At 60.1% G+C, this 23954-nt stretch carries 24 protein-coding genes; 20 read left to right on the forward strand and 4 right to left on the reverse strand.

Going from position 1 to position 23954, the window contains the following annotated elements:
- Nucleotides 1-142 precede the first annotated feature (142 nt).
- The 12 genes from ACYVIT_RS23675 to ACYVIT_RS23730 all read left to right on the forward strand — a co-directional run bounded on the left by ACYVIT_RS23675 (nucleotide 143) and on the right by ACYVIT_RS23730 (nucleotide 13943).
- Nucleotides 143-1306 carry an ABC transporter substrate-binding protein gene (locus tag ACYVIT_RS23675; RefSeq protein ID WP_415809032.1) on the forward strand — a complete coding sequence of 388 codons (1164 nt, stop codon included), beginning with the start codon at nucleotides 143-145 and terminating at the stop codon, nucleotides 1304-1306.
- Nucleotides 1307-1433: 127 nt separating this feature from the next.
- Nucleotides 1434-2348 carry a branched-chain amino acid ABC transporter permease gene (locus ACYVIT_RS23680; RefSeq protein ID WP_415809033.1) on the forward strand — a complete coding sequence of 305 codons (915 nt, stop codon included), beginning with the start codon at nucleotides 1434-1436 and terminating at the stop codon, nucleotides 2346-2348.
- Nucleotides 2349-2351: 3 nt separating this feature from the next.
- A complete protein-coding gene (locus ACYVIT_RS23685) occupies nucleotides 2352-3308 on the forward strand; it encodes a branched-chain amino acid ABC transporter permease (protein WP_415809034.1) in 957 nt (318 codons plus the stop codon).
- Nucleotides 3305-4120: an ABC transporter ATP-binding protein gene (locus ACYVIT_RS23690; RefSeq protein WP_415809035.1), complete on the forward strand. Its 816-nt coding sequence runs from the start codon at nucleotides 3305-3307 to the stop codon at nucleotides 4118-4120. Before ACYVIT_RS23685 ends, ACYVIT_RS23690 begins: the two co-directional genes overlap by 4 nt.
- On the forward strand, nucleotides 4114-4818 hold the full coding sequence (locus ACYVIT_RS23695) for an ABC transporter ATP-binding protein (RefSeq protein WP_460478299.1): 705 nt from the start codon (nucleotides 4114-4116) through the stop codon (nucleotides 4816-4818). The genes ACYVIT_RS23690 and ACYVIT_RS23695 overlap by 7 nt, the downstream gene beginning before the upstream one ends.
- Before the next feature lie 1168 nt (nucleotides 4819-5986).
- Nucleotides 5987-8431 (forward strand): bifunctional salicylyl-CoA 5-hydroxylase/oxidoreductase, encoded by a 2445-nt coding sequence (locus ACYVIT_RS23700; protein ID WP_415808457.1) that lies wholly within the window; start codon nucleotides 5987-5989, stop codon nucleotides 8429-8431.
- Nucleotides 8428-9219 (forward strand): SDR family NAD(P)-dependent oxidoreductase, encoded by a 792-nt coding sequence (locus ACYVIT_RS23705; protein WP_415808456.1) that lies wholly within the window; start codon nucleotides 8428-8430, stop codon nucleotides 9217-9219. The genes ACYVIT_RS23700 and ACYVIT_RS23705 overlap by 4 nt, the downstream gene beginning before the upstream one ends.
- A 55-nt stretch (nucleotides 9220-9274) precedes the next feature.
- Nucleotides 9275-10132: an enoyl-CoA hydratase family protein gene (locus ACYVIT_RS23710; RefSeq protein ID WP_415808455.1), complete on the forward strand. Its 858-nt coding sequence runs from the start codon at nucleotides 9275-9277 to the stop codon at nucleotides 10130-10132.
- 1 nt (nucleotide 10133) lies between these two features.
- A complete protein-coding gene (locus ACYVIT_RS23715) occupies nucleotides 10134-11303 on the forward strand; it encodes an acyl-CoA dehydrogenase family protein (RefSeq protein WP_415808454.1) in 1170 nt (389 codons plus the stop codon).
- Between the two features lie 45 nt (nucleotides 11304-11348).
- On the forward strand, nucleotides 11349-12989 hold the full coding sequence (locus ACYVIT_RS23720) for an AMP-binding protein (protein WP_415808453.1): 1641 nt from the start codon (nucleotides 11349-11351) through the stop codon (nucleotides 12987-12989).
- A 41-nt stretch (nucleotides 12990-13030) separates the two neighbouring features.
- A complete protein-coding gene (locus ACYVIT_RS23725; RefSeq protein WP_415808452.1) occupies nucleotides 13031-13501 on the forward strand; it encodes an acyl-CoA thioesterase in 471 nt (156 codons plus the stop codon).
- A 37-nt stretch (nucleotides 13502-13538) separates the two neighbouring features.
- On the forward strand, nucleotides 13539-13943 hold the full coding sequence (locus ACYVIT_RS23730; RefSeq protein WP_415808451.1) for a RidA family protein: 405 nt from the start codon (nucleotides 13539-13541) through the stop codon (nucleotides 13941-13943).
- Between the two features lie 97 nt (nucleotides 13944-14040).
- On the opposite strand, the gene ACYVIT_RS23735 is transcribed toward ACYVIT_RS23730, so the two are convergent.
- On the reverse strand, nucleotides 14041-14937 hold the full coding sequence (locus ACYVIT_RS23735) for a LysR family transcriptional regulator (RefSeq protein ID WP_415808450.1): 897 nt from the start codon (nucleotides 14935-14937) through the stop codon (nucleotides 14041-14043).
- Between the two features lie 108 nt (nucleotides 14938-15045).
- On the opposite strand from ACYVIT_RS23735, the gene ACYVIT_RS23740 reads away from it, so the two are divergent.
- The 5 genes from ACYVIT_RS23740 to ACYVIT_RS23760 are packed head-to-tail and all read left to right on the forward strand — an operon-like array spanning nucleotide 15046 to nucleotide 19665.
- The gene (locus ACYVIT_RS23740) at nucleotides 15046-16038 is read left to right on the forward strand and encodes a Bug family tripartite tricarboxylate transporter substrate binding protein (RefSeq protein ID WP_415808449.1); all 993 of its coding nucleotides are present in this window, start codon (nucleotides 15046-15048) and stop codon (nucleotides 16036-16038) included.
- A gap of 33 nt (nucleotides 16039-16071) precedes the next feature.
- Nucleotides 16072-17121 (forward strand): Ldh family oxidoreductase, encoded by a 1050-nt coding sequence (locus tag ACYVIT_RS23745; RefSeq protein WP_415808448.1) that lies wholly within the window; start codon nucleotides 16072-16074, stop codon nucleotides 17119-17121.
- 28 nt (nucleotides 17122-17149) lie between these two features.
- The gene (locus ACYVIT_RS23750; protein ID WP_415808447.1) at nucleotides 17150-18127 is read left to right on the forward strand and encodes a Bug family tripartite tricarboxylate transporter substrate binding protein; all 978 of its coding nucleotides are present in this window, start codon (nucleotides 17150-17152) and stop codon (nucleotides 18125-18127) included.
- 3 nt (nucleotides 18128-18130) lie between these two features.
- Nucleotides 18131-18901, forward strand: coding sequence for an MBL fold metallo-hydrolase (locus ACYVIT_RS23755; RefSeq protein ID WP_415808446.1), 771 nt, complete (start codon nucleotides 18131-18133; stop codon nucleotides 18899-18901).
- A 23-nt stretch (nucleotides 18902-18924) separates the two neighbouring features.
- Nucleotides 18925-19665, forward strand: a complete 741-nt coding sequence (locus ACYVIT_RS23760) for an ABC transporter substrate-binding protein (RefSeq protein WP_415808445.1) — start codon at nucleotides 18925-18927, stop codon at nucleotides 19663-19665.
- Nucleotides 19666-19741: 76 nt separating this feature from the next.
- Here the strand turns inward: ACYVIT_RS23760 and hemL are convergent, their stop codons facing one another.
- Genes hemL through ACYVIT_RS23775 form a run of 3 tightly spaced genes read right to left on the reverse strand, consistent with a single transcriptional unit; the run spans nucleotide 19742 to nucleotide 22576 of the window.
- Nucleotides 19742-21025, reverse strand: coding sequence for a glutamate-1-semialdehyde 2,1-aminomutase (gene hemL / locus ACYVIT_RS23765; protein ID WP_415808444.1), 1284 nt, complete (start codon nucleotides 21023-21025; stop codon nucleotides 19742-19744).
- Between the two features lie 7 nt (nucleotides 21026-21032).
- Nucleotides 21033-21770, reverse strand: coding sequence for a thiamine phosphate synthase (thiE, locus tag ACYVIT_RS23770; protein WP_415808443.1), 738 nt, complete (start codon nucleotides 21768-21770; stop codon nucleotides 21033-21035).
- The gene (locus ACYVIT_RS23775) at nucleotides 21767-22576 is read right to left on the reverse strand and encodes a bifunctional hydroxymethylpyrimidine kinase/phosphomethylpyrimidine kinase (protein WP_415808460.1); all 810 of its coding nucleotides are present in this window, start codon (nucleotides 22574-22576) and stop codon (nucleotides 21767-21769) included. Before ACYVIT_RS23775 ends, thiE begins: the two co-directional genes overlap by 4 nt.
- A gap of 159 nt (nucleotides 22577-22735) precedes the next feature.
- Between ACYVIT_RS23775 and ACYVIT_RS23780 the strand changes: the two genes are divergently transcribed.
- The 3 genes from ACYVIT_RS23780 to ruvX are packed head-to-tail and all read left to right on the forward strand — an operon-like array spanning nucleotide 22736 to nucleotide 23952.
- Nucleotides 22736-22900, forward strand: coding sequence for a rubredoxin (locus ACYVIT_RS23780; RefSeq protein WP_094819754.1), 165 nt, complete (start codon nucleotides 22736-22738; stop codon nucleotides 22898-22900).
- Between the two features lie 49 nt (nucleotides 22901-22949).
- Entirely contained in the window at nucleotides 22950-23564 is a 615-nt protein-coding gene (locus tag ACYVIT_RS23785) for a YqgE/AlgH family protein (RefSeq protein WP_415808442.1), read from the forward strand.
- Nucleotides 23557-23952 (forward strand): Holliday junction resolvase RuvX, encoded by a 396-nt coding sequence (gene ruvX, locus ACYVIT_RS23790; protein ID WP_415808441.1) that lies wholly within the window; start codon nucleotides 23557-23559, stop codon nucleotides 23950-23952. Before ACYVIT_RS23785 ends, ruvX begins: the two co-directional genes overlap by 8 nt.
- Nucleotides 23953-23954 lie beyond the last annotated feature (2 nt).

Raw genomic sequence — 23954 nt, forward strand, 5'->3', positions numbered from 1 at the left:
GCTAGATACTTTAAACCTAAACTATGAGACACGCTAGTCCTGTTTGCGTCGTCCGGGAGATGTGCTCAGGTCAGCGACAGCCGTTTCGCATTCGCATTCCCTTATAAAAAACATCCGCCGCCCGCGGCGCAGGAGTACCACGATGCGTTTCATGACTTCTTTGGCGGCTGCTCTTGTGCTGCTGCCAGCCCTCTCGTCCGCCGATCCCGTCAAGGTCGGTATTGCTAATGATATATCGGGTCCGTTTTCCGCGCTTGGCGCCGAGGCGCGCGACGGGTTCAATCTGGCGATCAAGCAGTTGGGCGGCAAGCTGGGCGGCCAGCCGGCCGAGTTCCTGCAAACTGACATGGGCGGCAACCCCGATCAGGCGCGCCAACTGGTGTCACGCTACATCCAGCGCGACAAAATCGATTTCTTTACCGGTCCCATCGGCTCGAACGTCGCGCTCGCGGTGGGCCCTGCGTTGTTCGCCGCCAAGGTGCCCTATCTCTCCAACAACCCTGGCCCCAGCCAGTTTGCCGGCGAGCGTTGCAATCAATACTGGTTCGGCACCTCGTATCAGAACGACGCATTTCACGAGGCCGCAGGCAAAGTCGCCGCGGACAAGGGCTTCAAGAAAGTGCTGATCATGGCGCCCGACTATCCGGCGGGCAAGGACGCACTGACAGGATTCAAGCGTGGCTATAAGGCCGAAGTCGCCGAAGAGGTCTACACCAAGCTGGGCCAGCTCGATTACGCGGCCGAGTTAGCGCAGATCCGTGCCGCCAAGCCGGATGCGGTGTTTATCTTTCTGCCGGGCGGCATGGGTATTAATTTCGTCAAGCAATTCGTCTCGACGGGCTTGTCGCAAAGCGTGAAACTCATCGGTCCGGGTTTTTCGGCTGACGAGGATGTGATCCAGGCCGTTGGTGATCCGATGCTGGGCATGTTCAACACGGCGCAGTGGGCTCATGATCTGGATGTGCCCCAAAACAAGCAGTTCGTGGACGCTTTCCGCAAAGAGTACGGCGGCCGTTATCCGTCCGTCTATGCGGCGCAGGCCTATGACGTCATCATGGCCATGGACGCAGCCGTGAAGCAGGCCGGCGGAAAGGCCTCTGATCGCGACGCTATCGTGGCAGCACTTGCCAAGGCCGATTATCCCTCGGTGCGCGGCCAGTTCACCTACGGCAAAAACCATTATCCCATTCAGGCTTATTACCTGCGCGTGATTGAAAAAGACAGCGAAGGCCGTATCACCAACAAGCTGGTGGGCAAGATATTTGATGACTATCAGGACGTGTACGTGGGCCAGTGCAAGCTGTAGCCATGTAAACCGCCCCGCGGACCGGTGCCGGGCCGCGGCAATGGGGAAACAGGTTTCTTGACCGGATCCTGAGTTGGCGCAGGCGTTCACAACCGCCGGCGCAGACCCGAGGATACTGGAGTATTTGATGACGCTAGTGGTCGAGCAGTTGCTAAACGGCCTGCAGTTCGGGCTGATGTTGTTTTTGATTGCCGCCGGGTTGACGTTGGTGTTCGGGATCATGGACATCATGAACCTGGCGCACGGTTCTTTGTATATGGCGGGTGCCTATGTCGCGGCCGAAACCATGCAACGCACCGGTTCTTTTCTCGCGGCCGTTCTGGTCGCCGCATTGGCGACGGGGGTGGTGGGCCTGGTGCTGGAGCGCCTTTTGATACGGCGCCTCGCTGTGCGCGATCACCTCGCGCAGGTCTTGGGTACGTATGCCGTTATTTTGATTGCCAACGATCTGGTCAAAATGATCTGGGGCCCTGCGCCGGTGATGTTGAATTTGCCTGCCGCTTTATCCGGGCCCGTGCGTTTGCTGCCCGATCTGATGTATCCGGCCTACCGCTTGATGATCATCGCTTGCGGTTTGGCCGCAGCGGTGGGTCTGTACTGGTTCGTGACGCGTACCCGTGCGGGTGTGCTGGTGCGGGCGGGTGCTTCCAATCGGCAAATGGCGACACTGATGGGCGTGCGCGTACCGCTGCTGTTTCTAGGGGTATTCACCATCGGCGCCATGTTGGCCGCCGTGGCGGGCGCACTGCTGGGGCCGATCACTGCGGTGCAAGTCGGGATGGGCGAAGAGATCCTGATTCTGGTACTGGTGTGTATCGTGATCGGTGGCATCGGCTCGATACGAGGCGCTTTTGTCGGCGCCTTGTTGGTCGGGATGGTCGATACCGCCGGCCGGGCATTTCTGCCGATGTTTTTGCGCGAGGTCTTGCCGCCTGCAATGGCGTCCAGCCTGGCCGCGACGTTCGCGGCGATTTCCATTTATCTGCTCATGGCTGTGGTGCTGGTATTCCGGCCGGCTGGGCTGTTTCCGGCACGTGGGTGAGCGATGCGTAAAGCAATCATAGGCAGTTGGATTGTGCTGTTGGCCTTGGCGGTATTTCCGCTGGTGGCCGAGGCCATGGGATTGGATTTTTATGTGTCGGTCGTACGACGGGTACTGATCTACGCAGTGGCAGCGACGAGCTTGAATTTGATTCTGGGGTATGGCGGCATGGTGGCGCTGGGGCATGCCGCGTTTTTCGGCGCGGGGGCTTATGTCGTCGGGATTCTGGAGTCCTACGGTGTCCAGGCGGGATTGATCGTCTGGCCTGCCGCCGCTGCGCTGGCAGGCGTTCTGGCATTGCTGATCGGTGCGGTGTCGCTGCGCACGCGCGGGGTCTACTTCATCATGATCACCCTCGCTTTTGCGCAGATGGTGTATTACGTCTTCATCTCGCTGCGTCAGTATGGCGGAGAAGACGGCCTGAATCTGGCGGGGTATTCGTCCTTGCCTGGCGTGGATCTGGCCGATAGCAACAGCTTTTATTACGTCGTCCTGGCGTTGTTTGCCGTGTTGATGTGGGCCTTTGGGCGTTTGGTGAATTCGCGATTCGGAACTGCGCTGCAAGGGATACGCGAAAACGAATCGCGTATGGAGGCGCTGGGCTATCCCGTATTTCGATTGAAGCTCGCGGCGTTTGTCATCAGCGGCGCCGTGGCGGGATTGGCGGGAGCGTTGCTCGCCAATCACAACCTGTTTATTTCACCCAGCCTGATGCATTGGACGCAGTCGGCCAATCTGCTGGTCATGGTGCTGGTGGGCGGCATCGGCCTGCGCTACGGCGGCGTGGTGGGCGCCGTGGTGATGCTGGCGCTGGAGGAAGTCTTGCGCATGTGGACGGAATACTGGCATCTGCCGTTGGGGATTCTGCTGTTGTGCGTGGTGTTCGGGGCGCCACGTGGATTGGCGGGCCTGGTCGCACCGTGGTTCGCCGGGACAAGCGTGCGGGGAGGTCGGGCATGAGTGATGCAGCAAAGACCTCGGCGCCTGTGTTGCAAGCGACCGGCCTGGTTCGCCGTTTCGGCGCGTTGCTGGCGACTGATCATGTGTCGTTGTCGTTGGCGCCTGGCGAAATCCATGCCCTGATCGGCCCCAACGGTGCAGGCAAATCAACCTTGATCCATTTATTGTCCGGGACCTTGCCGGCCGATGAGGGCAGCCTGGTGTTGGGCGGTGTCGATGTGACGCGACTGAATGCGCACCAGCGCGTAGCGGCGGGTTTGTCGCGTTCGTATCAGATTACGAATATTTTCAAATCGTTCAGCGTGCTCGACAACCTGTTGCTGGCGGCGCAGGCTCATGCGGGCAGCAGTTTCCGTTTCTGGAAGCCGCGCACGGCCGATACCGCCTTGTACGACACGGCGCAGGCGCTGGCTCGTCAATGTGCGATTGACGATGCGTTGCTCGATCGCCCCGCTGCGACCCTGCCGCATGGCGAGCAGCGCAAGCTCGAGTTCGCGTTGGCTTTGGCTGCCAGGCCGAGCGTGTTGTTGTTGGACGAGCCTATGGCGGGCATGGGGCCTGATGAAACGTTGCGTTTGACCGACCTGATCGAGTCGATGCGGGGGCAGACCACCATGTTGTTGGTGGAGCACGATATGCAAGCGGTATTCCGTCTGGCCGATCGCATTTCGGTGCTGGTGTATGGACGCATCATCGCGACAGGTACGCCTGAGGAGATCCGCGCCAATCCAGACGTGCGCAAGGCCTATCTAGGCGACGATGATTCTCCCCACGCTGCAGGGGTGCGTACGCAGGAGCAAGCGTCATGTTGAATATGCGCGCTGTCGAAAGCGGCTATGGGGCCAGCCAGGTGTTGTTCGGGGTAGACCTGGATATCAGTGCGGGGCAAGTGGTCACCCTATTGGGACGCAACGGCATGGGCAAGAGCACGCTGTTGCGCACGATGTTCGGCCAGCTGCCGTTACGGGCGGGCAGCATCCGTTTTGCGGGTCAGGATATCGGCGGCTGGGCGCCGGACCGCATTGCCCGCGCGGGGCTGGCAATTGTGCCCGAGGGACGGCAATGTTTTCCGAATCTCACGGTGCGGGAGCATCTGACGGCTTTTGTCGCGGCGCGTAATCCGGATATTGGGGAGCCCTGGACGGTCGAGAGAGTGTTTGCCCTGTTTCCTCGGCTGGAGGAACGGGCGGGCAATATGGGGAATCAATTGTCTGGCGGCGAGCAACAGATGCTGGCAATCGGGCGGGCCTTGGTGACGAATCCCAGGCTGTTGATTCTGGATGAGGCGACCGAGGGACTGGCGCCGCTGGTGCGCGAGGAGATCTGGAATTGTGTGGCTACGTTGCGGGAGGCGGGGCAGACGATTTTGGTGATTGATAAGTACGTGGAGAGGCTGCTGGGGTTGGCGGATTATCACGTCGTGCTTGAGAGGGGGCGGGTGGTTTGGACGGGGGATTCTGAGGCGTTGGATGGGGATCGGGGGGTCTGGGAGAGGTATTTGGGAGTTTGAGGGTTTTGGTCGGTGTTGTTTTTGCGTGAGTGTGGGGTTCTATTGGTCGTCGAGCCGAGGCAATCGGCCCGGCCGGGCTTCACAAAGTCGGTCCGGCGCGCGGGCGCCGGACACCGTGTTCGCTCGTCTCGTCCGCGCCTTCGCGCTCCCTTCGACGGCCGCTCCACTCGACTTTGAGGCGCCCGGCCGGGCCGATTGCCTCGGCTCGACTGGCAGCAATTAGAGTTCTCTGCATCGCTGGCACGACTATCTTGCTTGGCGTTTTTTTGCAGCCGCGGTGGTAGAGAGAAAGATCTTGCGGTGTTGCTTGAGGGGGACGCCCTGCGCGTCCCCCTCAAGCGATCGGTCCGGGCATGCGGTAGGGGTGGCGTGGTGCTTGATTGGAAGATCTGCTTGGGCTGCGTCGAGGCTTGCGACGATGATGCGTGGCGCACTGCTTTGATGGTGCATCTATTGCATGCGAGCGCCTCGGTCAGGGCGTCGCTTCAAGAACCATCCACACCCATGCTTGGCATCGCGCTGCGTCTCGACATGACAAGAATGGCTTATAGAAGCTGCGATCGCGCGATAACAAATGCGATGCCGTGGCATTTCGCCCGGCCATGCCATCCCGTGGCATGAGGCCAATGTGTTACCCCGTCGCCTCACGTCAATGCAGCTCGAGAGATCTTTTGTTATGCAACGGTGCCACAGCCTCTGCATGCAGATCCCGAACGCAATGAGCGGGTGTGCAGGGCACCCGCTCATCGCAGCCCTGCAAGATCTTTCTCTTTACCCAGGCTGATGCAGAAGAATGCCAAGCAAGAAAGCCGTGCCAGCGATGTGATGAGCTTGAGTTACTGCGAGTCGATGCGGGGCAGTGGCTGCGTGGGGGCGCCTCGTGGTCGAGCGGAGCGGACACCGTAGGGAGCGCGAACGCGCGGACGAGGTGAGCGAACGCGGTGTCCGGCGCGCAGGGCGCCGGACCGGCCACGTGAAGCCCCCACGCAGCCACTGCCCCGCATCGACGTCCAATAGCACTAAAACCCTCCATCACTAACGAAAACCCGCAAGCAAAAGCCCCTTGCACGAAACCCTCCCCAGCTATATAGTTGAAACCTAAACTAATTAATCGCCAGGAAATAGCAGTACCCCCCTGGCAGAGAGCCGTTTCACGGAGTCATGTGTCATGAAGATTGTCTGCCTAGGGGGCGGCCCCGCGGGCCTGTATTTCGGGTTGCTCATGAAATTGCAGAACCCTGCCAACGAAGTGACAGTGATTGAACGTAACCGGCCGTATGACACGTTTGGCTGGGGCGTGGTGTTTTCCGACGCCACCATGGATAACCTCCGGCAGGCCGATCCCGTGTCGGCGCAGACGATTGGCGATGCGTTCAATCATTGGGACGACATCGAGATCAATTTCCAGGGACAGAGCATCCGTACCAGCGGGCACGGATTTATTGGGATTGGTCGAAAGAAATTGTTGAATATCCTGCAACAGCGCTGCGAAGACGTCGGCGTAAAGCTGGTATTCGAAACGTTCGTGCAGGATGACCAAGCCGCGGCGCAGCAATACGACGCCGATCTGGTGATCGCCTCCGATGGGTTGAATAGCGTCGTGCGCACCCGCTACGCAGACACGTTCAAGCCGGATATCGACACGCGCCGTTGCCGGTTCGTGTGGCTGGGAACGACCAAAGTCTTTGACGCGTTTACTTTTGCCTTCGTGCAAACGGAACACGGCTGGTTCCAAGCGCATGCCTATCGGTTCGAGGACGGACTGTCGACGTTCATCGTCGAGACGCCCGAGGAAACCTGGCAGGCCGCCGGGATAGGCGAGATGAGCCAAGAGGAAGGCATAGCATTCTGCGAAAAGCTGTTTGCGCCCTGGCTGGACGGGCATAAATTGATCAGCAATGCAGCGCATTTGCGCGGTGCGGCGATCTGGATTCGCTTTCCGCGAGTGATCTGCAACACCTGGGTCCAATGGAATACGCTTGATACGCCTCGCGGCCAGCGCCGCGTGCCGGTGGTGCTGATGGGCGACGCCGCACATACCGCGCATTTCTCGATCGGGTCGGGCACCAAATTGGCGTTAGAGGACGCGATTGAGTTGGCGCGCTGCCTGGGAGGCGCAGAGGGCGGGCTGGAGCAGGGCCTGCAACATTACGAAGACGTGCGTAGCGTCGAGGTGCTGAAGATTCAAAACGCTGCCCGCAACTCCACCGAATGGTTTGAAAACGTGCAGCGTTATGCGGACCTGGACCCCGAGCAGTTTGCATATTCGCTGTTGACGCGTTCGCAACGGATCTCGCACGAAAATCTGCGCTTGCGCGATCCTGCCTGGTTAAATGGCTACGAGAGCCGTCTGGCCCAGCGCGCAGCAATGCAGGTGGGCGATGTCACTGAGGCAGCGGGCCTGAAAAACGCAACGCGCGCCTCTGGCACTGCGACTGCAGCTCCTCAGGCCGACGCTGCATTGGACAACGTTTCTGCCACCGCCGCGCCTTTGCCGATGCTGACGCCGTATCGCGTGCGCGGTACGACGCTGAAGAACCGCATTGTCGTCTCTCCAATGGCCATGTATTCATGCGTGGATGGCGTTCCCGGCGAATTCCACCTGGTGCATCTGGGTGCCCGCGCGATGGGCGGCGCAGGCCTGGTCATGGTCGAGATGACATGCCCTTCGCCCGATGCACGCATCACACCGGGATGTCCGGGACTATGGAACGACGAGCAGGCGCAGGCGTTTGGCCGTATCGTGGATTTCGTGCACGCCAACAGCGATGCGCGTATCGGCATGCAGCTTGGCCATGCGGGCCGCAAAGGCTCTACGCAGTTAGGCTGGCAGCAGATGGATCATCCGTTGCCAGACGGCAACTGGCCACTGTTGTCGGCCTCCGCATTGCCTTATTTGCCGGGCATTTCTCAAACGCCGCGAGCAATGACGCGTGAGGATATGGACCGCGTGCGCGATGATTTCGTGGCATCGGCGCGCCGTGCGGCGCAGGCCGGGTTCGATTGGCTGGAATTGCACTGCGCCCACGGTTATTTGCTGTCCAGCTTTATTTCGCCTTTGACCAACCAGCGCGATGATGAGTACGGCGGCAGCCTGGAAAATCGATTGCGCTATCCGTTGGAGGTATTTAACGCGGTGCGCGAAGTGTGGCCTCAGGATTTGCCAATATCCGTGCGTATTTCCGCCCACGATTGGGTGGAAGGAGGGATCACCGCGGACGATGCGGTAGCGATCGCGCGACACTTCAAGGCGGCAGGCGCAGACATGATCGATTGCTCGTCGGGCCAGGTCAGCCCGGATCAACATCCGGTATACGGCCGCATGTATCAGACTCCCTTTGCGGATCGGGTGCGTAACGAGGCGGGCATCCCCACAATCGCAGTCGGCGCGATTTTCGAGGCCGATCATGTCAACGGCATCATTGCCTCGGGCCGTGCGGATCTGTGCGCGCTGGCTCGCCCGCATCTGGCCGATGCGGCATGGACATTGCGAGAGGCCGCGCGCGTCGGTTACCGTGATACGGCGTGGCCGAAACAGTATGCGGCAGGCAAGCGCCAACTCGAAACCAACTTTGAACGCGCCGCACTGATGGCGCAATTGGATGCGAAATGAACACGTCTATCGGCGTATTGGATGGCCGCCATGCCCTGGTGACGGGTGGTGCACGCGGCATAGGCCTGGCCTGCGCGCAGGCCTTGCAGCAACGTGGCGCAACGCTGACCTTGCTGGGGCGTGACCGGGCAGCGCTGGATGCCGCCGTGACTGCCTTGAGCAAACACGGCAAGGTCCATGCCGTAGTCGCTGATATTGCCGACGAAGCCTCAGTGCGAACCGCCTTCGAACAGGCCGCACAGTATGGCGGTGCCGTGGATATTCTGGTCAACAATGCAGGCCAGGCGGTCAGTCAGCGATTCGATCGCACCGACGCAGCAACATGGCAGTCCATGTTGGCGGTGAACTTGACCGGCACCTATCACTGCACGCAGGCCGCGCTGCCAGGCATGTTGGCCGCCGGATGGGGACGAATCATCAATGTCGCCAGCACGGCAGGCTTGATCGGCTATCCCTACGTCAGTGCCTATTGTGCAGCCAAGCATGGTGTGGTCGGACTGACTCGTGCATTAGCGCTGGAATTGGCGCGCAAGGGCATTACTGTCAACGCGGTTTGCCCGGGTTTTACCGAGACCGACATCGTGCGCGATGCCGTGAGCAATATTGTCAGCAAGACCGGCCGCTCGGCTGACGCCGCGCGTGACGAGCTGGCTGCCCGCAATCCCCAGGGCCGTCTGGTGCAACCCGCAGAGGTTGCCGAGACGGTCGCCTGGCTGGCCCTGCCGTCATCGTCATCCATCAATGGCCAGGCCATTGCCGTCGATGGCGGCGAAGTCATGCCAGGCTGAAATTTTCAACCTTATTTCGATCCCAGCGGCACGTCGCGGATCAGCAGGAGACATCATGACCGAAGCATCCACAGAGCACACCATGAAACATCATCGCCGTCCGTATGCAAACTATGCGGCGCGGACTTTCCTGTGGGAGGTGTCAGCGGATGGCAAGGTTGCGACGATCACCTTGAATCGCCCCGAACGCAAGAATCCGTTGACGTTTGACTCGTATGCCGAACTGCGGGATCTGTTTCGTAGTCTGTGCTATGCCACGGATATCAAAGTGGTCGTGGTGACCGGGGCTGGCGGCAATTTCTGCTCGGGCGGCGACGTACACGAGATCATCGGGCCGTTGACCAAAATGAGTATGCCCGAGCTGTTGGATTTCACCCGGATGACGGGCGATCTGGTCAAGGCGATGCGGGCGTGCCCGCAGCCGATTGTGGCGGCTGTGGACGGTGTATGTGCAGGTGCGGGGGCAATGATCGCCTTGGCATCGGATATGCGTCTGGGGACGCCGGTGGCGAAGACCGCGTTCCTGTTCACGCGGGTAGGGCTGGCCGGGGCGGACATGGGGGCATGCACGTTGCTGCCTCGGATGATCGGCCAGGGGCGCGCATCCGAGCTGCTCTATACCGGACGTTCCATGAACGCTGAGGAAGGTTCGCAATGGGGGTTCTTCAATAGCCTGCATGATAGTGCGCAGGTGTTGACGGCGGCGCAGACGCTGGCCGCGCAGTTGGCCGCCGGCCCGACGTTTGCGCATGGCATGACGAAAAAACTGCTGCATCAGGAATGGAACATGGGCGTGGACGAGGCGATCGAGGCGGAAGCCGAAGCCCAGGCCATCTGCATGCAGACGCGCGATTTTCATCGGGCCTATGAGGCGTTCGTGGCCAAGCAAAAACCGGTCTTCGAAGGGGATTGAGATGGCGGACACGTCATGGCTGGATTGGCCTTTTTTTGAGGACCGTCATCGCGAGATGGCTGCCGAGCTCGAGGCGTGGTGCGTCGACGCCTTGGCCGATATCGATCATCATGATACGGACCAAGCGTGCCGCCGATTAGTCGCTGCGTTGGGGCAGGCAGGCTGGTTGCGTTACTGCGTGCCGGCAGGGCCCGACAATACCTGGGGCGGCGCGTTGCCTCAGGTTGACTCGCGCATGGTGTGCATTTTGCGCGAGACGCTCGCACGGCACGAGGGATTGGCGGATTTTGCAGCGGCGATGCAGGGATTGGGCAGTGGGGCGATTGCGCTGATGGGCTCAGATGCGCTGCGTCAGCGTTATTTGCCCAGAGTGGCCAGCGGGCAGGCGATTGCTGCGTTTGCGCTGTCGGAGCCGGAGGCCGGCTCCGATGTGGCCGCACTGTCTTGCTCGGCGCGTCTCGACGGTGATCACTATGTACTCGATGGCGCCAAGACCTGGATTTCCAACGGCGGCATCGCGGACTTTTATTGCGTCTTTGCCAGGACGGGCGAGGCGCCGGGAGCGCGAGGCATCTCCGCGTTTGTGGTGGATGCCGACACGCCGGGATTCAGCGTTTCCGAACGCATTGATGTCATCGCGCCGCATCCGTTGGCGACACTGACGTTCGATAACTGCCGTATTCCTGTGGCGCAACGATTGGGCGAACCGGGGCAGGGATTCAAGCTCGCCATGATGACGCTGGATATTTTCCGCGCATCGGTGGCGGCCGCGGCGTTGGGCTTTGCGCGCCGGGCGTTGGACGAGGGCTTGTCACGCGCGCGCGAGCGCCGCATGTTCGGCCAGACTCTGGCGGATTTGCAGTTGACGCAGGCGGCCCTGGGCGACATGGCGACGGCAATCGATTCTGCTGCGCTGTTGACGTATCGCGCCGCCTGGCTGCGTGACGTCAAAGGGGTGCGCACGACACGAGAGGCCGCGATGGCCAAGATGGCCGCTACCGAGTCGGCGCAGACGGTCATCGATCGCGCTTTGCAAATGTTCGGGGGGGCCGGCGTGGTGTCGGGCGTGCCCGTCGAAAAGTTGTATCGAGAGATCCGCGCCTTGCGTATTTACGAGGGCGCGACGGAAGTCCAAAAACTCATCATCGCCAGAGAGCTGCTTAAAGACTAGCCCACTAGCAACGGCAGCCCATCATCGCATCGCAAGGGGAACACCATGGAACGCTCCGCTCATCAGGATACTTTCGCAAGAGATCATCTGCCTCCTCCTGAGGAATGGCCCGAATTTCTGCTTGATAGCCCCGATGTGAACTATCCCGAACGCATGAATTGCGCCGCGGAACTCGTCGATGCAGCGGTGATGGCGGGACGTGGCGACCGTATTGCACTGCGCTGGCGTCAGGGCGACCAGCTCAAGACCATGACGTATGCCGAGTTGCGAGCGCTGAGCAATCGGATCGCTCACGTATTGACCGAAGATATGCAGTTGGTCCCCGGAAATCGTTTGCTATTGCGTGGTCCGAATAACCCGATGATGGCCGCCTCATGGCTGGCCGCCATCAAGGCCGGCCTGGTCACGGTGCCGACGATGCCGTTGCTGCGCTCGAAGGAACTGAAACAGATCATCGAGAAAGCGCAGGTGACGGCCATGCTGTGCGACGCGCAGTTGCGCGGCGAGGCTGAGCATTGCCTGCAGCAGGATCATGAGCATTATTGCGAGCCGCTCCGTCAGATCGTGCTGTTTAATGATAGCGAGCCGAATTCGCTGGACGTGCGGGCGCAGGCCAAATCCGATGATTTCACTGTGTGCGATACGGCTGCCGATGATGTGTGCCTGATTGCGTTTACCAGCGGCACGACGGGCATGCCTAAAGGATGCATGCATTTCCATCGCGACGTGCTGGCCATGTGCGACCTGTTTCCTCGCCATGTCATCAAGCCCGGGCCCGACGATATTTTCTGCGGTACGCCGCCCTTGGCGTTCACTTTCGGTTTGGGCGGCCTGCTGTGTTTTCCGCTGCGCGTAGGCGCCAGTGTGGCGTTGGCAGAAAAACTCAATCCCGATGCGTTGATGGCCTTGATCCAGGATTTTCGCGCGACGATCGTGTTCACCGCGCCGACCTTCTATCGTCAGATGGCTGGTTTGGTCGGCAAATACGACATCAGCTCGTTAAAGAAAAGCGTGTCTGCAGGCGAGGCCTTGCCCGATGCCACTCGTGAGCTATGGAGGAACGCGACCGGAATCGAGATGATCGACGGGATCGGTGGCACCGAGATGATTCATGTGTTCGTCTCCAGCCCGCCCGATGAGGTCCGCCCGGGAGCCATAGGCAAGGTCGTGCCAGGCTATGTGGCCTGCGTCGTGGACGAAGACATGCAGCCGGTGCCTAATGGCACCGCAGGACGTTTGGCGATCAAGGGGCCGACGGGATGCCGTTACCTGGCAGATGACCGTCAAGGCCGCTTTGTGCAGCAGGGATGGAATCTGCCGGGCGATACCTTTGTACAAGACGACGACGGCTATTTCTTTTACCAGGCGCGCAATGACGACATGATCGTCTCGGCGGGGTACAACATTGCCGGACCCGAGGTCGAGGATGCGCTGCTGCATCATGAAGCCGTGGCCGAGTGCGGCGTTGTCGGCGTGCCGGATGACGAACGCGGCCAGATCGTGAAAGCGTTCGTGGTGCTCAAACCCGGCTACGAAGCGAGTGCCGAGCTGGTAAAGGCTTTGCAGGCTTTTGTAAAAGCGACGGTGGCTCCCTATAAGTATCCGCGTGCGATTGAGTTCGTGGAGGCCCTGCCGCGCACCGAAACCGGGAAACTGCAACGCTTTGCGTTGAGGCAAAGAGCCTGAGACAGGATATGGAGCAGGTTTCACCCATAGGATCGACGGCCATGTCAGGACAGCCCTTTATCAGCGAAGTCGACGTACGTTTTCGGCATTGTGACCCGGCCGGGATCGTGTTTTACCCGCGCTATTTCGAGATGATCAATGATTTCGTCGAGGAATGGTTCGATAAAGGGATGGGTCTGCCGTTTCACACGCTGCATGTCGGGCGCCGCATCGGAACGCCGCTGGCATCGGTGCAATGTGATTTTTCCGCGCCGAGCCGTTGGCATGAGACCTTGCGCCAGGAACTGGTTGTGCACCGTATCGGCGGCGCGTCGTTCAGCGCCGAAGTGACGTTCTTCGGGCCAGATGGCGGTGTGCGGCTGAAGGCAATGCTCACCATCGTCACGGTGGATCTGGATCGTATGCGGTCTACCGCGATTCCCGATGATTTGCGCCTGCGGATGCGGGAGTTTTTAATCGCGGAGCCGCCGCAGCAAGGCAATCGTGCCTTCGATGAAAGCCGCCAGCCATAGGGGCGGCGTTCGAGGTTTTTAATAAAAGGATGATTCCATGAAGATTTTGCAACCGCCTGACTGGCTGCCGCCGCGCGGCTATTCGAACGGAGTGATGACGCAAGTCGCGGTCGGGGACCGGCTGGTGTTCGTCGGGGGCCAGGTGGGCTGGAATGGTCAGCAGCAATTCGAGACGGATGACTTTGCCGGACAAGTGCGGCAGGCACTGCTGAACGTGATGGCGATATTGGCCGAAGGCGGCGGCAAGCCAGAGCACATCGTACGCATGACGTGGTATGTGAAGAATAAGCGCGAATATGTGGCGTCCTATCCAGAGATCGGCAAGCACTATCGAGAGATCGTCGGACGGCATTTCCCGCCGATGAGTGCGGTCGAGGTCGCCGATCTGGTCGAGGATCGGGCCAAGGTAGAGATCGAGGTGACAGCGGTGATTCCGGGCTGATCAACCTCTATCGGCAGGGTGGACGCACCAGCACCTGCAACATTGCGCAGATCGAGTGGCGCACGGACGGCATGTGGCCCTTGCGCTTGATTGCCGGTTAACGCCTGGACTCCACCCTTTCGGCCAGCAGGTCGTACAGCAGCCGCGCGACGGGGTTGAGGTCCTTGCCCCGGGGATGTATCAGTCCAATTGTTCGCGTGATTGTGGGATTACGCAGCGTGATGCTGACCAAGGTGTCATGGCCCTTGGATGGCATGGCCAGGCGCGGGACGACGCCGATTCCCAGGCCCGCTTCGACCATGCTGACCAGCGCCGGTACGTGTTGTACCTCACAGAAATGGCGTGGCCGCTGCTCACTGCGCGCGAGCGCCTGGTCAATCAGAAAGCGGTTGCCGCTGCCTTGGGCCAGCGTGATATAGGCGTGATGGGCCAGGTCTGCCCAATTGACGGATCGCCGCCTGGCCAAGGGATGTGTGCGGCTGACTGCTGCGACAAAAGGTTCCTCGAGCAATGGCTTGAACTCGATCTCTGCATCGTTGGTACCGATGTAAGTCAAGCCGAAATCGGCATCGCCACGAGACACTGCCGTTAATACCTGCGACGAGGATTCGTCGATGATGCGTATCCTGATACGTGGATAGCGTGCATGGTATTCACGAATCACGTCTGGCAGAAAATATCCGACAGCTGATGGTACGCAGGCGATGGTCACCATTCCCGATAGCCGCTCGGCCACGTCTTGAATGCCGACCAACGCATTTTCCAGTTCGTTCAGAACGTTCCTGGCCCTGGGAACAAAACCGCGTCCTATCGTGGTCAGTTCGACTTTTCTTGTGGTCCTCGTAAACAGTTGGACGCCAAGCGCGTCCTCCAGTTTGTCGGCGCGTCGCGATAGCGCCGATTGTGAGAGATGCAACGCCTCGGATGCTGCTCGAAAGCTTCCTAAATCGGCAACGGCCAAGAAAGCGCGCAGATCGGCAAGATCGAATTTCATGCGTTTTGGACAAGAATAGATCGAATTTTTGCACTTTACTCCATTCTGCAGCCTGGGAGACGATAGCTCCCATCGCAGAGAACGGTCTGCGAGCGAGGAGACAAACCAATGATGCTTTTACGCAGAAACCCTCTGCGCCGATGGGCGCGGCTTGCCTGGATTTCCCTATTGATCGGTGCGGCGGCGGCGGCAAACGCGGGCGAGTGGCCCGAGCGGCCTATTCGATTGCTCGTCCCTTATGGGCCTGGCGGCAGTTCGGACGTGGTCGCGCGGGCAGTTGCCGCAGAAATGTCGCGTGACTTGGGACAGCAAGTCATCGTGGAAAACAAGGGCGGTGGCCAGGGAACGATTGCCACGACCGAGGTTGCCAGGGCCAATCCGGATGGATATACCTTGATTCTGGGACATGTGGGAACGTTGGCGGTCAATCCCACCATGATGCCGAAACTGAACTACGACCCGCGCCGCGATTTCGCTCCGATCGTTTTGCTGGCCAAACTGCCTATGGTCTTCGCCGTTGGCGGCAATGTACAGGCAAAGACTTTGCCCGAGTTCGTTCAGTTGGCGAGGTCTAAACCTGGCGAGATCAATTACGGGTCTGCAGGTAACGGCAGTGCCGGGCATCTCGCATTCGAGATGTTGAAAACGGCGGCAAAGATCGACGTGGTTCATGTGCCTTATCGAGGTACCGGCGCACAGGTCAACGACTTGTTGGCTGGCAATATCGACGCTGCCGCAGCGGGAACGCCAGGGCTGCTGCCGCATGCCCTGGCGGGCAAGATCCGAATCGTGGCAGTGGGATCAGCAGCTCGGCTTTCTGTGTTGCCTGATGTGCCCACTGTTGCTGAACAGGGGTATCCAGGCTTTGAAAGTTCGCAGTGGTTTGGCCTTTTGGCGCCAGCTGGAACCCCTGAACCGGTTATCAAACGACTGCACCAGGCGGCGGTGCATGCGCTTAACACCGATGCTGTCCGAAACCGTCTGGCCCACGATGCGAGCGAACCGTCCGGCGCGGGGCCCGCTGAATTCGCGACTTTTATCGACGCAGAAGAACTGCGGTGGGGCCGGGTCGTGAAAGACGCACATCTCTCTATTGAATAAATCAAGACACCATACCATCCAGGAATATTCAGCATGACTCAAGCACGAGAAAAGATCGTTGTACCGGAAGCGCAGTTAACGGAGCTCGGCATCCGCGCCTTCGAAGGGCTGGGATTGCCTCATCAAGATGCGGTGGATGTGGTTCGAATTCTCGTGCTTGCAGACTTGTTTGGATTGTCCACACACGGCTTGTCGCGCATCGAGTCCTATGGTGAACGCCTGCAGGTTCGCGGAATCAATGCCCGTCCAAATATTCACGTGACGAGCCCCGCACCCGGGCTGCGATTGGTGGCGGGAGATAACGCCGTTGGCCCTCTGGTTGGAATGCATGCGTTACGGGCTGCCATGCAGGCGGCAGAGCAGTGTGGCGTTGGTATCGCGTTTGCACGGCAGAGTAATCATTTCGGGCCGATTTCGCCTTATGGCTTGATCGCGGCAGAGGCCGGGTTTGCCAGCATCATAGGCAGCAACGCGACCACGACCATAGCCCCTTGGGGGGGAACGGATGCTCGCGTGGGCAATAGTCCGATTGGCTTTGCCGTTCCCAATCCAGGAGGGAACCCTTTCCTGTTGGATATGGCCATGAGCGTTGTCGCCAGAGCGAAGATTCGCAATGCTCTGAAAGCCGGCACGTCGATTCCCGACACATGGGCGACGGATGCCGCAGGCCGGCCGACGACCGATCCCAAGCAGGCGCTCGATGGTTTCCTGTTGCCTATCGGCGGACATAAAGGTTACGGGCTTGCGCTGATGGTGGATCTTTTTGCCGGATTGCTATCCGGGGCGGCCTATCTGACGCACGTGAAATCATGGGTAGATGCACCGGACGAGCCCCAGAATCTAGGGCATTTCTTTCTATTGATTGATACCAGGAAACTGGGCTCGACGCAGTGGCTCACTGACAGAATGAATGATTTCGCCTCTATTTTGCACGACAGTCCTGCTGCAGATGCCGAGCGGCCAGTCATTCAACCCGGCGACATTGAACTGTCCAGATTGAACGTGCAACGAAGGGAGGGTATCGCCATTGAGCCAGAGGTGTTGGCGTTATTGCGCAAGCATGCGGGTGAGCAGCCCGCCTGAGTGTTGCGGCGTATAGAGGAGACAGGCGATGAAGAAAAAAAGGCTGTGCTTGAGCGTGGCATTAATCGCGGGATTGATGGGGGCTTCCGGTGCCGCCATGGCCGATTACCCGGATAAACCTATCCGGATGATTGTGCCCTACGTCGCGGGCGGTGCCGCCGATATCACCGCGCGCGTGTTGGCCGCACAGATGTCTCATGAGCTCGGCGGCACGATTGTTGTGGAGAACAAGCCAGGAGCCAATGGCATGATTGGCACCGATATGGTCGCCAAGTCTGCGCCGGACGGCTATACCTTGCTGCTCGATGCGAGCGGTCCGCTCGTCGTCAACCCTTCGCTTTACAAAAAAACGCCATACGATCCTGTCAAGGATTTTGCTCCTATCAGTCAGATCGCGAGCTACCAGTACGTGCTGGTCGTGCCTGAGCAATCATCGATTCACGGTCTTGATGAACTCATTGCAGCCGCAAAGGAGAAACCCGGTGAGGTGACTTATGGCTCCGCCGGTATCGGTGCCGGCGGACATTTGGCCGGGGAACTGTTGGCGATGCAGACCAAGACCGAACTCTCGCACATTCCCTACAAAGGCAATGCGCAGGCGTTGACGGATGTCCTGGGTGGCCAACTCTCTTTCACCTTTGATACGGTGGTTACTGCCACGCCCTATCTGCGTACGGGAAAACTGCGCGGGTACGCGGTATCCGGTCCTCGCCGGGCAGAAGGGCTTCCGGACATTCCCACGATGCAGGAGTTAGGCTACAAGGATTTCGTCGTGACACAGTTTCAAGGTCTCTTGGCGCCGGCCGGAACGGGCCCCAAGATCATTGCGAAGCTGCACGCCGCCGCCGTGCGCGCTGCAAAACATCCTGATGTGGTTCGCAAGCTGGAGACCGAGGGTGGCAACGAGATCATCGCCGGGACGCCCGAAGCGTTTGCGCAGCAAATACGCGAGGATCTGCTGCGCTATCGGCAGCTGATTCAAGATGCTCATGTGAAAGCGGAGTAAGCGATGTATCAGATCGATATTCTTGTGCAGGGATACCCCGGGCGTGCCGTCTGTCACGGGGGACTGGGTTGGAGCACCAGCACGTTATTGCGGGCAGCGGATCGCAAGATCCTGGTTGATGTAGGGGCTTTCGGTATACGCCATCTGCTCAACAAGCAATTGCATGCTTGTGGTGTCGATGCGTCAGAGATCACGGATGTGGTGCTGACGCACGCCCATTACGATCATGCCGTGAATTTCACGCTTTTCCCCAATGCCACCGTTTGGATAGGGGAACTGGAACTCGACTGGGCATCAAAACAACCTCCCGGTTTCAATCCCTTGCCCGAGCTGTATGTACGAGAGCTGACGCAGTTGGCCCGCGTCAAGCGTCTGCGTCATAACGAAATGTTTATTCCCGGTATTACAGCCATCGCCGCGCCGGGACATACGCCGGGCCACCTCCTGTTTTATATGGACGACGAACGCCAGCCCGTGCTGTTTACCGGAGACGCGGCAAAGAATCGCGCGGAGTTGATATCCGGCCGTGTCGTGGATACAGGGGACGTCGCTGCGAGTCAGGCAAGCGTGGAACAGATCTGGGCGCTGTGGCGCCGTCGGCCTAATACGTTGCTCGTCCCGGGGCATGATGTGGGAATGGTTTTGAATGATCAGGGCTTGCCCGAATACGTGAGCGAACGCCACGCGGCCATTAACGCGTGGTTCGGTGATGATCTGGAGCCTATGCAGATCGATCTTTGCTGTCAGCCGCGACTACAACGATTTTCCGTTTGAATTATCACTTGGCAATTTTCTCTATGACTATTGATCCGAATGTCGTTTCTTCCTTCACCCCTACTGGCCGTTTACGAGCATCTATCAATCTCGGTAATCCCATTCTCGCGAATCGAAATGCGGCGGGTGAACCGGCCGGTGTGTCTGTAGACCTCGCGGATGCTTTTGCCCGGCGCCTCGGTGTGGAGCTGGAGCTGGTGGTGCTTGATAGCGCTGGCAAGTCGGTGGACACGGTGACACAAGAACGAGCCGATATCGGTTTTTTCGCCATCGATCCGAAACGTGCGGCAGGGATATGTTTTACCGATGCCTATGTGCTGATTGAGGGGGCCTATCTGGTCCGTGATGACTCGCCGTTGCAGCACATGGACGAAGTCGATCGCGCGGGACATCGCGTGACGGTAGGCCAAGGCAGTGCCTACGATCTGTTCTTGTCTCGCGAGTTAAAACACGCGTCTATCACGCGGGCAGCGACTTCTCCGACGGTTGTGGCAACCTTTTTGGCTGATGGGACCGAGGTGGCCGCAGGGGTCAAGCAACAGCTTGAGTCGGATGCGCGCCACCATGGTGGATTGCGTTTGCTTGAAGGAAGCTTTATGACGATTCGCCAAGCGATGGGGCTGCCGCGCGGGCGAGGAGAGGCCGCTGCGAAAGTGCTGGCAAGCTTTGTCGAAGAGATGAAGCGCAGTGGATTTGTTGAGGATGCGCTGAAACGTCATGGCATCCAGGGGGCTGCTGTGGCCCCAGCTGCGGCCTTGGCCTGAGTACGATGTCATCAGGCCATCTACGGTCAGTAGACGGCCTGATGATGTTGCGATGTTTCCTTGGGCGGTCAGGCCGTTAGGCACGCATTCCCGCAAAAACTGCCTCGGCTGCGTCCAGCGTCGCATCGATGACTGCGTCATCATGCGTGGCCGAGACGAAACCGGCCTCAAAGGCCGACGGCGCAAAATGTACGCCGCGATCCAGCATGGCGTGGAAGAAATGCTTGAACGCTTCGCCGTCGCTGGCGGAAACCTCGGTGAACGAGTTGGGTACCGTGTCCCGGAAGTACAGGCCGAACATGCCGCCGACGGAATCGGCCGAGAAAGCGATATTGGCGGCTTGGGCGCGCTGGCGCAGACCGTCGACCAGGCGCGTCGTCTGGGCTGCCAGGCGATCATAGAAACCCGGCTCGCCAATCAGGCGCAAGGTGGCCAGACCGGCGGCGACCGCAACGGGGTTGCCCGACAGTGTGCCTGCCTGGTAGACAGCGCCCAGCGGAGCCAGATGTTCCATCAAATCGGCACGGCCACCCAATGCACCGACGGGCATGCCGCCACCGATGACTTTCGCCAAGGTCGTCAGATCGGGTTTGATGCCGGTCAGACCTTGGACGCCTTGAGGGCCCACACGAAAGCCTGTCATGACTTCGTCGAAAATCAGAACGGCGCCATGTCGCGTGCACAGATCCCGCAGGCCCTGCAGGAATCCATCGGCGGGTTTGATCAGGTTCATGTTGCCGGCGACAGGTTCTACGATGACGCAGGCAATGTCGGTGCCGTGCTGCGCAAACGCGGCTTCGACGGCGGTGAGGTTGTTGTATTCCAGGGTCAGCGTGTGCGAGACAAACTCAGGCGGCACGCCAGCAGAACTGGGATTGCCCAGCGTCAACAGGCCCGAGCCGGCTTTGACTAGCAGGCTGTCTGAATGGCCGTGATAACAGCCCTCGAATTTGACGATCTTGGCACGGCCGGTTGCGCCGCGAGCCAGACGGATAGCCGTCATCGTAGCCTCGGTGCCCGAGCTCACCAGGCGAACTTTGTCCAGAGAGGGCAGGCGTTCGATCAAGGTTTCCGCCAGCTCGATCTCGGCTTGGGTCGGTGCGCCGAACGACAAGCCGCCCAGCGCAGCTTCGCGCACGGCCTCGACGACTTCGGGATGGGCGTGGCCCAGGATGGCCGGACCCCAGGAGCCGACATAGTCGATGTAACGGGTGTCTTCCTCGTCCCACACGTAGGGCCCTTGGGCGCGCTTGATAAAGCGCGGTGTGCCGCCCACCGAGCGGAAGGCGCGTACAGGAGAGTTGACGCCGCCAGGGATGCTGCGGCAAGCACGATCAAAAAGTTGGGCGTTGGTGGACATGATGTTTCTATGAAAAAAACGACGCGTCCGCGTCGCGGCATGATGAGGGAAACGGCGCAGCGCAGGCCTGGGCCGCCGCTTTAATATCAGGCGCTTCGAAAAGCCCCGTGATCACCGCGATACTGTCTGCACCTGCTTGAGCGACCTGCGGGGCCAGAGCAGGCGTAATGCCGCCGATGGCAACCACAGCAGCACGTGCCACGGTAGAGGAGGGCTGCGCCGATGTGCCCGCCGCGAATGCGGTCGCGCCTTGCTCAGCGGCATGACGAGTCGCCAGTTCACGAGCCTGCGCGAGCAGGCTCAAGGGCGCTTGCACCGCTTGCGGCTTGGTGGGCGAGGAAAATACGGCCCCGAACGCGATGTAGTCTGCGCCTGCATCGAGCAACTGACGCGCCCGATCCAATTCGTTGTAGCAGGACGCGCCCAGGATCAGGTTGGGTCCGGCATCCGCACGCGCCTGCGCCAGATCACCGTCGTCACGGCCCAGGTGTGCGCCATCGGCGCCGACGTCCAGCGCCAGACGCCAATGGTCATTGATCAAAAATACGACACCGAGCTCGCGGCATAGTGGCGCCAGGGCGCGAGCCTGGGCCGCACGCTGCTCAGGGGTGGCGTTCTTGCGCCGTAGTTGCAGGGCACGCATGCCGCCCGCGGCCGCGGCACGCACGGCATCCAGCAATCGATCCGTGTCGTCCCATTCAGGGGTAACACCGTAGAGGCCCGACGGAAAGCGTAATGTGGTCATGGAGTGCCTATCCGATTTGGAATCCGTCGGCCCATTCCCGCCAAAAAGGCGGCTGCCAGGGTCTGGTCGGCGTGGTGGAGGGCTTGCTCGACCGCTTTGGGCATGTCCAGCCCCTGCGCCAGCATGGCGGCAGCCGCTGTGGCAGCGACGCCGCCTGTATCGGCATTGCGCTCGGGAGGAGCCTGCCATGGCAACGTGACGGTTTGTCCCTCGGGGCCCAGCAGTACATTGCCATTATGTCCAGGACGCACGGGGGCGCCCAGTACCAGCGCCCACTGCGCCCCACCCGCGACCAGCGCATGCATGGGGCTGGCCGCGTCACCGATGTTGATTTCGCCATCTGCATGCCATTGCGCCAGGCGTATGTGCTCGACCACCACCAGATCGGTTTGAGGCAGCACCAGCTCCAGGGTGGCGGCCAGCAGGTCTTGGGCGTCGTCCTCGGCGGCCACGTCCTGGGCCAGCACACCGCGTTGGCCCAGGTGCAGCACCAGCGGCACCTGGCTATAGTCTGCGGCGATCTGGGCTACCACGCTGGCCGTCTCGGCACTGTAAAGTCCGCCGACTTTAATTGCGTGTACCGGCATGTCTTCGAGGAGGCAGCGTGCCTGATCGTCGAGCAATTCGGGTGAAATGGGCTGGATGTCTTCGATTCCGGCAGTATCCTGCACGGTAAGGGCCGTCGCCGCGGCCAGCCCGTGGCAGCCCAGGCGGGCGCTGGTCACGGCGTCAGCGGGGAGTCCGTCGGCGCCAGAGGGGTCAACCGGCCCGAAAATCAGGATGAGAGGGGGAGTCACAGAGGTCAAATGCTGCGTGAAAGGCGGGATTTTGTCCGATCGCACGACGGCAAATCGGGCAACCCCTATTGGGTTTCGGTAAGATTGCCCCATTCTAATGGATGCGGCTTACGCTTTGCCCGTCGCGGGCGGGTCGGCCGCAATTGATGTAACAGAGAAAAGAGAACTATGCGTACTTGGATGTGTTTGATTTGTGGCTGGGTATACGATGAAGAGTCTGGCCTGCCAGAAGAAGGCATTGCGCCGGGCACCCGCTGGGAAGACGTCCCGCCGAACTGGGTCTGTCCCGAGTGCGGCGCCCGGAAAGAAGACTTTGAATTGATGGAAATCTGAACGTGCGGGCAGCCTGGCTGTCCCCGTCCAGCCCCAACAAGGGGATGTTATGACCGACGAGCATTACGATACGCATGCTGATGACGCGGACGACGATACGTCCCAGGCACCGGCCACCGATTTTTCCAACCAGTTCCTGATCGCCATGCCGCAGATGGTCGAGGGCAATCTGGCTGGGTCGGTCATTTATATTTGCGAGCATACCCAGCGCGGGGCGTTGGGGTTGGTGATCAATCGCCCTACCGACCTGACCTTGTCCGGTTTGTTCGAGCGTATTGACCTGAAACTCGAAATCCAGCCGGTGAACGATGCGCCGGTCTTCTTTGGCGGCCCGGTGCAGACAGATCGCGGATTTGTCCTGCATGCGCCTGCCGGGGACTACAGCTCGAGCATCAAGTTGGGCGATCTGGCCCTGACAACCTCGCGCGATGTGCTGCAAGCTGTTGCCGATGGTAACGGGCCCGCGCGCATCTTGGTGACGCTCGGTTATGCCGGGTGGGGCGCTGGCCAACTCGAAAGCGAAATGGCCCAGAACGCTTGGCTGAGCGTAGGTGCTGACGCCAAGGTCATCTTCGATGTGCCGCCCGAAGACCGCTACCCCGCGGCGTTGAAACTGCTGGGCGTCGATCCCGTCATGCTGTCCGGCGGTGCGGGGCATGCCTGAGGAAACCCTGCTGGCCTTCGATTTCGGGGAAAAGAAAATCGGTATCGCCATCGGGAACACCTTGACCCGGCAAGCGCGGCCGCTGGAAATCATTTTCTCCGAAGTGCGCGATGCCCGGTTTGGGCGCATTGCCCAATTGCTCGAAGAATGGCAGCCCCAACGCGTGATCGTGGGGCTGGCATTGGCCCCTGACGGCGGAGAACAACCCGCCACCGCCCGCTGTCGCCGGTTTGCCAATCAGCTTCACGGCCGTTTCGGCTTGACGGTCGAGCTCGTCGACGAGCGCGGCTCCAGCATGGAGGCCCAGCAATTGCTGGGCACGAACGAGCCCGATGACGCGATGGCCGCCTCGGTCATCCTGCAACGCTATCTCGATGCCTTGCCTTGACC

Source organism: Bordetella muralis (genome assembly GCF_054781015.1).